Origin of the sequence: Janthinobacterium sp. FW305-128 (assembly GCF_020858135.1) — a bacterium.
Lineage (GTDB): Bacteria > Pseudomonadota > Gammaproteobacteria > Burkholderiales > Burkholderiaceae_D > Janthinobacterium.
In genome coordinates, this window is the sequence record NZ_JACYMK010000023.1 from 1 (window position 1) to 12,169 (window position 12,169).

9 protein-coding genes are annotated in these 12,169 nt (G+C 60.7%); 6 read left to right on the forward strand and 3 right to left on the reverse strand.

Annotation, left to right across the window (positions count from 1 at the left end; translation table 11 throughout):
* Nucleotides 1-115: 115 nt before the first annotated feature.
* Complete coding sequence (locus IGS60_RS28000; RefSeq protein ID WP_227742064.1) at nt 116-688, reverse strand: acyloxyacyl hydrolase; 573 nt, start codon at nt 686-688, stop codon at nt 116-118.
* A 106-nt stretch (nt 689-794) separates the two neighbouring features.
* Between IGS60_RS28000 and IGS60_RS28005 the strand changes: the two genes are divergently transcribed.
* Nucleotides 795-1,679 (forward strand): NAD(P)-dependent oxidoreductase, encoded by an 885-nt coding sequence (locus IGS60_RS28005; RefSeq protein ID WP_368858628.1) that lies wholly within the window; start codon nt 795-797, stop codon nt 1,677-1,679.
* A 1-nt stretch (nt 1,680) separates the two neighbouring features.
* Here IGS60_RS28005 and IGS60_RS28010 read toward each other — a convergent pair whose 3' ends face one another.
* On the reverse strand, nt 1,681-2,874 hold the full coding sequence (locus IGS60_RS28010; RefSeq protein WP_230506878.1) for a M20 aminoacylase family protein: 1,194 nt from the start codon (nt 2,872-2,874) through the stop codon (nt 1,681-1,683).
* 206 nt (nt 2,875-3,080) lie between these two features.
* Here IGS60_RS28010 and IGS60_RS28015 point away from each other — a divergent pair, with 206 nt between their 5' ends.
* The 4 genes from IGS60_RS28015 to IGS60_RS28030 all read left to right on the forward strand — a co-directional run bounded on the left by IGS60_RS28015 (nt 3,081) and on the right by IGS60_RS28030 (nt 9,903).
* Entirely contained in the window at nt 3,081-5,156 is a 2,076-nt protein-coding gene (locus IGS60_RS28015) for a molybdopterin-dependent oxidoreductase (protein WP_230506879.1), read from the forward strand.
* A 1-nt stretch (nt 5,157) separates the two neighbouring features.
* Nucleotides 5,158-6,207 carry an aminopeptidase gene (locus IGS60_RS28020; protein WP_230506880.1) on the forward strand — a complete coding sequence of 350 codons (1,050 nt, stop codon included), beginning with the start codon at nt 5,158-5,160 and terminating at the stop codon, nt 6,205-6,207.
* A gap of 276 nt (nt 6,208-6,483) precedes the next feature.
* On the forward strand, nt 6,484-8,166 hold the full coding sequence (locus tag IGS60_RS28025) for a long-chain fatty acid--CoA ligase (RefSeq protein WP_070220716.1): 1,683 nt from the start codon (nt 6,484-6,486) through the stop codon (nt 8,164-8,166).
* Between the two features lie 54 nt (nt 8,167-8,220).
* Nucleotides 8,221-9,903: a long-chain fatty acid--CoA ligase gene (locus tag IGS60_RS28030; RefSeq protein ID WP_121670647.1), complete on the forward strand. Its 1,683-nt coding sequence runs from the start codon at nt 8,221-8,223 to the stop codon at nt 9,901-9,903.
* On the opposite strand, the gene IGS60_RS28035 is transcribed toward IGS60_RS28030, so the two are convergent.
* The gene (locus IGS60_RS28035) at nt 9,900-11,072 is read right to left on the reverse strand and encodes an acyltransferase family protein (RefSeq protein WP_230506881.1); all 1,173 of its coding nucleotides are present in this window, start codon (nt 11,070-11,072) and stop codon (nt 9,900-9,902) included. The genes IGS60_RS28030 and IGS60_RS28035 overlap by 4 nt on opposite strands.
* Nucleotides 11,073-11,227: 155 nt before the next feature.
* Between IGS60_RS28035 and IGS60_RS28040 the strand changes: the two genes are divergently transcribed.
* The gene (locus IGS60_RS28040; protein WP_230506882.1) at nt 11,228-12,094 is read left to right on the forward strand and encodes a LytTR family DNA-binding domain-containing protein; all 867 of its coding nucleotides are present in this window, start codon (nt 11,228-11,230) and stop codon (nt 12,092-12,094) included.
* Nucleotides 12,095-12,169 lie beyond the last annotated feature (75 nt).

Genomic DNA, 12,169 nt, shown 5'->3' on the forward strand with positions numbered 1-12,169 from the left:
ACAAGCCCCTGAGTTTGCGGCATGGAGGGTCTGACCCCGGCTGTTCATCAGCTGCCAATGCAACAGACGAAAAAAAGGCAGCGCTGCGCGCTGCCTTTGTCATTTATCAAACCAATTAAAAGTGATAAGCGACTTTGACGTTCATGTAATTGACGCCGCTGTTCGGTTTCTTGTAGCCGCCGTTCGAGAAATGCTGGATTTTCGCAGCGACTTCCCATTTGTTATTGAAGACATACCCGATGCCGATATGGTCGCCGAACTGGAAGTGGGTCGACAGGCGGTTATCGTCGTTATCGTACAGCTTGGACAGCATGTGCACGCCAATGCCGCCTTCCGCGTAGAAGCCCAGTTTATTCGTGTTTTCAAAGCGGAAGACAGGAGTAAAGCCCAGGTCCCACAGTTTTTGATGCTGGCCAGGGACGTTGCGATAGCTCTTGCCATCCCAACCGCCGATGCTGGCATCCCAGTAACCGCTCAGCTGCGTGCCATTCGATACAAACCAGGCCTTATCCCAGTTCGAGGTCACGCCAGCACGCAACATCTGTACTTTGACGCCCTTGGCATATTCGCCGTAGACGGAGTCGATCAGTTTGTCGTCGGCGGCAAAGCCGGCGTTGGCCGCCATCAGCGCGGTGACGGCGGCGATGGATTTGAGGAGATTCTTCTTGAAGAACATAGAGGCTTTCATCGTAAAATTGGCCGTTAGGCTTGTCTTGTTTGTACAGGCACCTTGCTTTGCATGCCGCTCTCGCCACTTGTTGATCTCAGGGGTTCAATTGACATTCTCTACAAAAATCGCATTTCTTGGTATCGGTCTGATGGGGGATCCGATGGTCCGGTGCCTGCTACGCGCTGGATATTCTGTCACAATTTGGAATCGCACGCACAGCAAGGCCGAAGTCCTGCGTGCGGCAGGGGCGCAGCCGGCCGTTTCCGTGGCTGAGGCGGTCAATGGTGCGGACGTGGTCATCTCGATGCTGGAAGCCGGCCCCATCGTGGCGCAGGTGTTGCAAGAAGCGCTGCCGGCCCTGGCAACTGGCGCGATCTGGATCGACATGAGCTCCACCAGACAATCAGAAGCCCAGCAATTCCATGCCACTCTGCACGCCGCTGGCCATGGCTTCATCGATGCGCCCGTGTCGGGCGGCGTCGGCGGAGCGCAGGCGGGTACCTTGGCTATCATGGCCGGCGCCAGCGCCAGCGATTACGCGCGGGTTGAATCGATTCTAGCGGCCATGGGGCGCCCGACTCTGGTGGGCCCGCCCGGCAGTGGCCAGGTGGCCAAGCTGTGCAATCAGCTGATCGTCGGCGCGACATTGACTATCGTGGCGGAAGCCTTGCTGCTGGCCCAGGCGGCCGGCGCCGATGCGAGCGCCGTACGCGCCGCTATTCGCGGCGGTTTTGCCGAGAGCAAGATTTTGGAGGTGCATGGCCAGCGCATGCTGGAGCGCAACTTTGTTGCCGGTGGCCAGGTGAAGAGCCAGATCAAGGATATGCACAACATCCTCGCGGCGGCCGAGGCGGCCCACGTCACCTTGCCGGTGACGCAACTGGTGACGCAGCGCTATGAAACCCTCGCCACCAGCCACCCGACGGCCGACCATGCGGCGGCCTTGCTGGCCCTGGAAGCGTTGAATCCGGGCCAGCGCCTGGGCGGCGGCCCGGATAAGCTGAGTTGAATCAAACGATGGGCAGGCTCGCTTCGGCCAGCTTGACCCAGAAACTGGCGCCGATCGGCAGCAGATTGTCGTTGAAGTCGTAGCTGCCGTTGTGCAAGACGCACGGACCCAGGCCGTGGCCGCCATCGCGGTGCTCGCCATCGCCATTGCCGATGAAGATGTAGCAGCCAGCCTTTTCCTGCAGGAAAAAGGCGAAATCTTCCGCGCCCATCGTTGGTTCGACATGCGCGTTGACCTTGTCCGCGCCCACCACGCTTTTCATCACGTCGACGGCAAACGCCGTTTCCTTCGCATGGTTGACCAGCGGCGGATAGTTGCGCTTGAAGTGGAAATCGACTTCCGCGCCAAATGCGGCGGCCGTGTGCACGGCGATGTCGCGCATGCGCTCTTCGATCAGGTCCAGCACGGGCGTGGTGAAGGTGCGCACGGTGCCGACCAGGCTCGCGTCATCGGGAATCACGTTGGTGGCGCTGCCCGCATGGATTTGCGTGATCGACAGCACGGCCGTGTCTAGCGGACTCTTGTTGCGCGTGATGACGGTTTGCCAGCTTTGCGCGATCTGCACGGCCACCATGACGGGGTCGATGCCCTTGTGGGGCTGGGCCGCATGCGCGCCCTTGCCTTTGACGGTGACGTGGAATTCATTGCTCGACGCCATCATCGGGCCTTCCACCACGCTCAGGGTGCCCGTTTCCGCGCCTGGCCAGTTGTGCATGCCGTAGATGGCATCCATGGGAAAGCGGGTAAACAAGCCGTCTGCTATCATTTCGCGCGCGCCGGCACCGCCTTCTTCCGCCGGCTGGAAGACGAGGTAGACGGTGCCGTCGAAGTTGCGGTGTTGCGCCAGGTAATGGGCCGCCCCCAGCAGCATGGCCGTGTGGCCGTCGTGGCCGCAGGCGTGCATCTTGCCCGGGTGGCGCGAGGCATGCTCGAAGGTATTCATTTCCTGCATGGGCAAGGCATCCATATCGGCGCGCAGGCCGATGGCGCGTGTCGAGGTACCATTTTTGATGATGCCGACCACACCAGTGCGGCCCAGGCCGCGCACCACGGGAATGCCCCATTCCGTCAGTTTGGCGGCGACCACGTCCGAGGTGCGCTGTTCTTCGTAGCACAGCTCGGGGTGCGCATGCAGGTCGCGGCGGATACCTTGCAGTTCGGATTGAAACGCCAAGATCGGATCAACTAGTTTCATGGGACTCTCCTGTGGATGCTGGCACGCAGCAATGTATGGCGCGCCGGACCGCGCTTGTTTGATCAAAAACAGACGCGGCTAATAGTGCATTGTAGCCCTTGTTTGCGGGGTAAATCCAGCGCACGGACCAGCTTGCCCTGACGCCAACAGCAAGCGCGCGGAATGGTTTACAGTATCGCCTTCCCCCAACGTTTTTGGATTACCCGATGACCACCACCCAAGTGCGCGCCGCCTGCCCGCTCGATTGCCCCGATACCTGCGCCTTGCTGGTCACCGTGACCGATGGGGTGGCCACCGCCGTCAAGGGCGATCCCGACCACCCGACCACGGCTGGCGTGCTGTGCACCAAGGTATCGCGCTTCACGGAACGCACCTACCATGCGGACCGGCTGCTGCATCCGCTGCGCCGCGTGGGCAAGAAGGGGGAAGGCAAGTTCGAGCGCATCAGCTGGGAAGAGGCACTGCAGACCATCGCCGCCCGATTGAAACCGATCGCCGCGCGCGATCCGCAGGCGATCTTGCCGTACAGCTACTGCGGCACCATGGGCCTGGTGCAGGGCGAATCGATGTCTTCGCGCTTCTTCAACCAGCTCGGCGCTTCCCTGCTGGACCGCACCATCTGCGCGTCGGCCGGCGCCACGGGCTACCGCTACACGGTGGGCGCCAGCATCGGCACGGACCTGGAGCAGTTCCAGAACGCCAAATTGATCATCATCTGGGGCGGCAATCCCATCGCCTCGAACCTGCACTTCTGGATGCGCGCGCAAGAGGCCAAGCGCAACGGCGCCACCCTGATCGCCATCGACCCTTACCGTTCGCTGACGGCAGAAAAATGCCATCAGCATATCGCTTTGCTGCCGGGCACCGATGCGGCCCTGGCGCTAGGTTTGATGCATGTCTTGATCACCGAAGATCTGGTCGACCATGACTACATCGAACGCTACACGCTCGGCTACGATGCCTTGAAACAGCGCGCTTTGGCGTGGCCGCCCGAGCGCGCGGCCGAGGTGTGCGGCATCACGGCCACGGAAGTGGTGGAACTGGCGCGCCTGTATGGCCAGGCTTGCCGTTCCGGCGAGGGCGCCGCCATCCGTGCCAACTATGGCGTGCAGCGCGTGCATGGTGGCGGCATGGCCGTGCGCAATATCGCCTGCCTGCCGGCCCTGACGGGTGCCTGGCGCCATCCGGCCGGCGGCATGCAGCTGTCGAGCTCGGGTTCCTTCCCCGTCAACCGCAAGGCCTTGCAGCGCCCCGACTTATTGAAAGGCACGCCGCGCACCATCAACATGAGCACTATCGGCGACGATTTATTGAAAGAAAGTTCCGCCGAGTTCGGCCCGCAAGTCGAGGCCGTGATCGTCTACAACTCGAATCCGCTGGCCGTGGCGCCCGATTCGTCGAAAGTGGCGCAGGGTTTTGCCCGCGAAGATTTGTTTACGGTCGTGCTCGAGCACTTCCAGACCGATACCGTCGATTACGCCGACATCGTGCTGCCCGCCACCACGCAGCTGGAACATGTCGATGCGCATTCCACCTACGGCCATTTGTACATGATGGCGAACAATGCGGCCGTGGCGCCGCTGGGCGAAGCGAAGGCGAATACGGAAATCTTCCGCCTGCTGGCCCAATACATGGGCTTTGATGACCCGTGCTTCCAGGAAAGCGACGATGCGCTGGCGGCCAAGGCCTTCGATGCGACGGATGCCCGTGCCGTGCATTTCGACTGGGAATCGCTGAAACGCACGGGCTGGCAAAAGCTGGCCATGCCCGAGGCGCCCTTTGCCGAAGGTGGTTTCCCCACGCCATCGGGCAAGTGCGAGTTGTATTCCAGCGCCATGGCGCAGGCGGGACTCGATCCCTTGCCGACCTATATCGCGCCGCATGAATCGCCAGCGAGCAATCCCGCGCTGGCGGCGCGCTTCCCGCTGGCCATGATTTCGCCGCCGGCGCGCAACTTCCTCAATTCCACTTTTGTGAACGTGAAAAGCCTGCGCGCGGCCGAGGGCGAGCCGCACCTCGATATCCATCCGGACGATTGTGCCGCGCGCGGCATCGCGGCCGGCGACATGGTGCGCATCTTCAATGACCGCGGCAGCTTTGTCGCCAAGGCCAGGGTCACGGACAAGGCGAGACGTGGCCTGGTGGTGGGCTTGTCCGTGTGGTGGAAAAAGCTCGCCAGCGACGGCAAGAACGCCAATGAAGTGACGAGCCAGCGCCTGACGGACATGGGCCGCGCGCCCACCTTTTATGACACGCTGGTCGAAGTGGAAAAGGTTGCCTGACATGGCCCGCTGGCCGGCCCGGCTGCTTGTCGGCATGCTGTGCCTGCCGCTGGGCGGCTGCACGCAGCTGCGCTACTACACGCAGGCGGCGCAGGGGCAATATGCGCTGTGGTCCGGCGCGCGCCCCATCGGTGACTGGCTCGATGACCCGGCCACCGAACCGCGCCTGAAAGTGCGCCTGGCCAAGGCGCAGCAGATCCGCCGCTTTGCCGTCAGCGAACTGGATTTGCCGGACAATGGCAGCTACAAGAATTACGCCGCCCTGCGGCGCCCGTTCGTGCTGTGGAACGTGGTGGCCACGCCGGAATTGTCGCTGCAGCCGCTGCAATGGTGTTTTCCCATCGCCGGCTGCGTCAGTTACCGCGGCTATTACAGCAAGGATGAGGCGCTCGCGTATGCCGACGAGCTGCGCGCCCAGCATTACGACGTGCAGGTGGGCGGCGTGCCCGCGTATTCCACCCTGGGCTGGTTCGACGATCCCCTGCTGTCGACCTTTATCAACTACAACGATGCGGAACTGGCGCGCCTGATCTTCCATGAACTGGCGCACCAGGTGGTGTATGTGCCCGGCGATTCGGCCTTCAACGAATCGTTTGCCAGCGCCGTGGAAGAGGCGGGCGTGCAGCGCTGGCTGGCGCGCGAGGGCAATGACGCGATGCGCGCGTCGTACGCCCAGTATGCGGCGCGGCGCCAGGATTTTCTGGCCCTGCTGCTGACATACCGGGGGGAACTGGACGCCGTGTATGCGAGCGACGCCAGCGATGCGGAGAAGCGCGCGCGCAAGGCGCAGGTGTTTGCAGCATTGAAAGACGCGTATCAGGTGCTCAAGCAAAACTGGGGCGGTTTTGCCGGTTACGACCGCTGGTTCGAGCAGCCATTGAGCAATGCGCACCTGGCTTCGGTGTCTACCTACAATGAATTTTTGCCTGCCTTCAAAAAATTGCTGGAAGAAAAAAAGAACTTTCGTGCTTTTTATGCTGCAGTGCACACAATGGCCCAGCTCAAGAAGCCCGAGCGCAGGCATGCGCTGGAACAATTGTCCAGCCCCTGACCCGTAAAGATTGTCCAGTACGCCGAGGCAAGCGATTCGGTAACAGCGTATTTATCGTGCTGCAATGCAGCATAAAAAGGCCTTAGAGTTGCTGCTCGAATACTGTTGAAAGCGCTTGCATGGAAGCGCGGCGCCCGATAGCATCGCATTAGTAGCATAGAGCAATTGCTCGTCAGAATGCTCAAACTGACTGCTGGACGACAGAATCCGCAGCGATGATCCGCGTCGGCAAGATGCGCCGGCTCCCCCACGATTATTCGAGACAAGAGGCACAGGATGGAAAAAATTTGGCTGAAGTCGTATCCTCCCGGCGTCCCCGCCGACATCGATCCTGATCAATATCGTTCGCTGGTGCATTTGCTGGAAGAAGCGTTTCAAAAATATGCGGATCGTAATGCCTATGTCTGCATGGACAAATTTCTCACCTATGCCGAACTCGATACCTATTCGCGCCAGCTGGGGGCCTTTCTGCAAAGCCGTGGGCTGAAGAAGGGGGCCAGGGTGGCCCTGATGATGCCGAACGTGCTCCAGTATCCGGTCGCGATCGCGGCCGTCCTGCGCGCCGGCTACACGGTGGTCAACGTCAACCCTTTATATACGCCGCGCGAACTTGAGCACCAGCTCAACGATTCGGGCAGCGAAGCGATCATCGTGCTGGAAAATTTTGCCCATACGGTCGAGCAAGTATTGAGCAAGACGGCCGTCAAGCACATCGTCGTCGCCAGCATGGGCGAAATGCTCGGTGGCTTGAAGGGCATGATCGTCAATTTTGTCGTGCGCAACGTCAAGAAAATGGTGCCTGCGTATTCCTTGCCGAACGCCATGCGTTTCAAGCAAGCGCTGGCGCTGGGCAGCCGCATGAAGCTCACGCCCGTCGAGCTGAGCATCAACGATCCCGCTTTCCTGCAATATACGGGCGGCACGACGGGCGTGTCGAAAGGCGCGACCTTGAGCCACCGCAATGTGATCGCCAATGTGCTGCAAAGCGAAGCGTGGTCGGGCGCGGCGCTCGACCAGAACAGCAAGGAACAGATGATCGTCGTCTGCGCCTTGCCGCTGTACCATATCTTTGCCCTGACGGCCTGCGCCATGTGGGGCACGCGCGTGGGCGCCCTGAATATCCTGATCCCGAATCCGCGCGATATCCCGGGCCTGATCAAGGAACTGGGCAAATACAAGTTCAATTTGTTGCCGGCGGTCAATACGCTGTATAACGCGCTGGTCAATCACCCCGATTTCGCCAAGCTCGATTTCTCGGGCTTGAAGATCGCCAATGGCGGCGGCATGGCGGTGCAGCAAGCCGTCAACGACAAGTGGCTGCAGGTGACGGGCGTGTCCATCATCGAAGGCTACGGCTTGTCCGAAACGTCGCCCGTCGCCACCTGCAACCGTGCCGACAGCACGGCGTTTTCCGGCACCATCGGCTTGCCCGTGCCATCGACCGATATCGCCATCCTCGACGATGACGGAAAGGAAGTGCCGCTGGGCCAGACGGGCGAGATCGCCATCCGTGGCCCGCAAGTGATGAGCGGCTACTGGAACCGTCCCGATGAGACGGCCAAGGTCATGACACCGGACGGCTATTTTAAATCGGGCGACGTGGGCATCATGGACGAGCGCGGCTACGTGAAGATCGTGGATCGCAAGAAAGACATGATTCTCGTCTCCGGCTTCAATGTGTATCCGAACGAAGTCGAAGCCGTCATCGCGGCCCATCCGGGCGTGCTCGAATGCGCGTGCGTGGGCGTGCCCGATGAACACTCGGGCGAAGCCGTGAAAGTATTTGTCGTGCGCAAGGACCCGAACCTGACCCAGGCCGTGCTGGCCGCGTATTGCAAGGAGCAGTTCACGGGCTACAAGCGGCCGAAATACATCGAATTCCGCGATGAACTGCCGAAGACCAACGTCGGCAAGATTTTGCGTCGCGCCTTGCGCGATGAAACGAAGATAGCAGCATAAACAGTGTGGATGCGCCAGGAGGCGCATCCCTTTTACAGATAAAGATGAGGCGAGATGGACAAGATTTGGTTGAAGTCGTACCCGGACAGCGTGCCCGCAGAGATTGATTGCACGCAATACCGTTCCGTCACGCATTTGCTGGAAGAGTCGTTCCAGAAATATGCGGACCGCAATGCTTTCGTGTGCATGGATAAATTCCTGACCTACCGCGAGCTCGACCAGTTGTCGCTGCAGATGGGCGCCTGGCTGCAAAGCAAGGGGCTGCAACGGGGCGCGCGCGTGGCGATCATGCTGCCGAACGTACTGCAATATCCGGTCGCCATGGCGGCGATCCTGCGCGCCGGCTACACGGTGGTGAACGTCAATCCGCTGTACACGCCGCGCGAACTGCAGCACCAGCTGGTCGATTCGGGCAGCGAAGCGATCATCGTGCTGGAAAACTTCGCCACGACGGTCGAACAGGTGTTGCCGCATACCCAAGTCAAGCATGTGATCGTCGCCACCATGGGCGACTTGCTGGGCGGCTTGAAGGGCACCATCGTCAACTTCGTCGTGCGCAAGATCAAGAAAATGGTGCCTGCGTTTTCCTTGCCGAACGCCATCAGTTTCAACAAGATGCTGGCCGAGGGGGCACGCTTGAGCCTGACGCCGGTGCAGCAGGGGCATGACGATATCGTCTTCCTGCAATACACGGGCGGCACGACGGGCGTCTCAAAAGGCGCGATGCTGTTGCACCGTAACGTGATTGCCAACGTATTGCAAAACGAGGCGTGGATGGCGCCCGTGATGACCAAGGAAATGCGCGCCACCTCGATGGGATTCATGTGCGCCTTGCCCCTGTATCACATCTATTCGCTGACGGTTAGCGCCCTGATGGGCATGCGCGTGGGCGGCTTGAACGTGCTGATTCCCAACCCGCGCGACATCCCTGGTTTCGTCAAGGAATTGAGCAAGCACAAGATCGTCGTCTTCCCGGCCGTCAATACCCTGTACAACGCGCTGCTGAACAATGCGGACTTTGCCAAGCTCGATTTCTCCAGCTACAAAGTGTGCAACGGCGGCGGCATGGCCTTGCAACGCAACGTGGCGGAACGCTGGCTGAAACTGACGGGCTGCCCGCTGATCGAAGGCTATGGCATGTCGGAAACATCACCCGTGGTGACGGGCAACCGCGTCGACATCACGGAATTTACGGGCACCATCGGCTTGCCTTTCCCGTCGACGGAAGTGGCGATTCTGAATGACGATGGCGTGGAAGTGCCGCTGGGCGAGCCCGGCGAAATCGCCGTGCGCGGCCCGCAAGTGATGGCGGGATATTGGCAGCGTCCGGACGAGACGGCCAAGTCGATGACGGCCGACGGCTACTTCAAGACGGGCGACGTGGGCGTCATGGACGAGCGTGGCTATGTGAAGATTGTCGACCGCAAGAAAGACATGATCATCGTCTCCGGCTTCAATGTGTATCCGAACGAGGTGGAAGACGTGGTCGCGTCCTGCCCTGGTGTGCTCGAATGCGCCTGCATCGGCGTGCCGGACGCCAACGCGGGCGAAGCCGTGAAAGTGTTTGTTGTGCGCAAGGACCCGAACCTGACGGTGGAACAGATCCGCGAGCATTGCAAACATGAATTGACGGCCTACAAGAAACCGAAATACATCGAGTTCCGCGATGAATTGCCGAAGACGAATGTCGGCAAGATATTGCGCCGTCAATTGCGCGACGAAAAGAAAGTAGCTTAATTCGCCGCCAAGGCCGTGTCCGCCGCTACGGCTTGCCGTGGCCTGGCGGGCAGGCCGAAACAGGGGCGCAGCCAGTGCACTTTGCTGATCAGCAGCGACGTTGCCAACCAGCAAGTCGCCACCGTGCCAGCCAGTATCAGCAGCGGTTCCAGCACGGGACCCAGTTTTAACGGCACCAGCCAGTAAGCCAGCAGGATAATCGCGCTCTGGTGCAATATGTACCAGGGAAACACGGCCTGGCGCGCCCATGGCAGCCAGGCAAACGGTTTATTCAGCAAGGTGTGCGACCAGCCCAGGATGGCGCAGATGGCCAGCCACATGTATAGATTGCGCATGGGCCAGGAGCCGAACGCGGCCCAGGTCAGCAGGTTCTCCGAATATATCTGGTCGAAAAACATATACACGGCAAACGCGCCCAGGCCCAGCCACAGCGTATGCCAGCGCAAGCGCGCCAGTTCCGCCCACAATCCCTTGTCATTGCCCAGCCACCAGCCATACAGGAACAGCGTGAAATACATGGCGTGCGCATACCAGTCGCGCACCAGCGCATGGGTTTCCGGATAGCGCATTTTGAGGAAGACCATGGCCGCCAAGGGTGGCAGGGCAGGCAGGACGAGCAGATGCCAGCCGCGCAAGCGCTGGAACCGGGGGCGCAGCGCCGTCAGCAGCGGTTGCAGCGCCACCAGTACGATGATGTACAGCAGCAAGTACACGAGATACCACAGGTGGTTCCAGGTAAAGCCATATTGCCAGCCATCGAAGGCGCCTGCCGGCCAGGCATGGCCGCCAAAGTAATGCAGCAGGAACTGCCCATATCCAGGCTCGACCAGGCCCTTGCTGACCCCTTCGCAATACGGCTGGATGGGAATGATGACGGCCATGCCGAACAGCAGCGGCGGCAGCAGCCGCTTGGTCCTGCGCCATAGGAAGGCGCCGCGCGAAGCCTGCGTCATCATGGCGCACGAGACGCCGGAGATGAGGAAGACGATTTCCATGCGCCAGCGGTTGAGGAAGATCAGCGGCATGTTCAAGGCATCGGTGGCGTAGCTGCTGTGCATGTGAAAGTGCCATCCATCCATGTACAGCAGGGCAGTGTGATAGACAATCAGCAGGCTGAAGACGAGAAAGCGCAAGGCGTCGATATCGTGACGGCGGGAGGCTATGGTCATGATCGTGGGCGAGTGGTGAAGGAAACCACAGCATAGGCAGCGACGGGGCAGCGTGCCAGCGAAATGGGACCAGCGGACGGCTGGCTGGGACGAATGGATCGCCTGGGACGGGTGTGGGACCTTACAATCATGTAACTCATTCAAGCCCCCAAACCATGCACATCGCTTCCACTGACCTGTTGCAACGTTATCAACGCTGGCGCCGCGTGGCCGAGCCGGGATTCTGGATCGTGCTGTATCCGCTGCAGGCCAGCGTCAACAGCTGGCTGGTCTGGCTGGACCTGCAGCGCGCTGGCGTCAATACGCCATTCTGGGAAGTGGCCGTGTGGGAGTGGAGCAGCAATCTGGTGCTGCTGGCGCTGGTGCCCGTGGTCGTGCTGGCGGGACAGTACCGGCCGCTGCACCTGGTGTTCCAGCGCCAGAACCTGCGCTGGCACCTGGCCGCGTCGGTCGCCTACAGCCTGGCGCACGTGGCGGCCATGGTGGCCTTGCGCAAGCTGGCGTACTGGAGCGCCGGCAGCGCTTACGATTTCGGTCATTGGTGGCGCGAGTTGCCGTATGAATACCTGAAAGATGTGCGTGCTTACTTCCTCGTCCTGCTGGCGGTGGGCTTTTACCAGTTGCTGCTGATGCGCTGGCAAGGCGAGGCGACCTTGCTGGGCGAGCCCGATGAAGGACCCGCCGTGGAACCGGTGCAGCAGCCGGAACGTTTCCTGGTGCGCAAGCTGGGCAAGGATTTTCTGTTGCCTGCTCTTGAGATCGAATGGATACAAGCTTGGGGCAACTATGTGAACCTGCATGTGCGCGGGCACGATTATCCGCTGCGTTCGACCATGGCCGCCATTGAGCGCCGCCTCGATGGCAAGCGCTTTGTGCGCGTGCACCGCAGCTATATCGTCAATCTGGATTTCGTGCAGGCCATCATACCGCTGGAATCGGGCGACGCGCGCGCCGTGCTGTCCACGGGCGGCGAAGTGCCCGTCAGCCGGCGCTACCGCGACGCCTTGAAAAGCGTAGCTTAGAAACGGTTTAATAACTTAGCGGAAATTTAGTCGACGCAGCAGCAACGAACCCATGGCCAGGTAAATCATATTTTC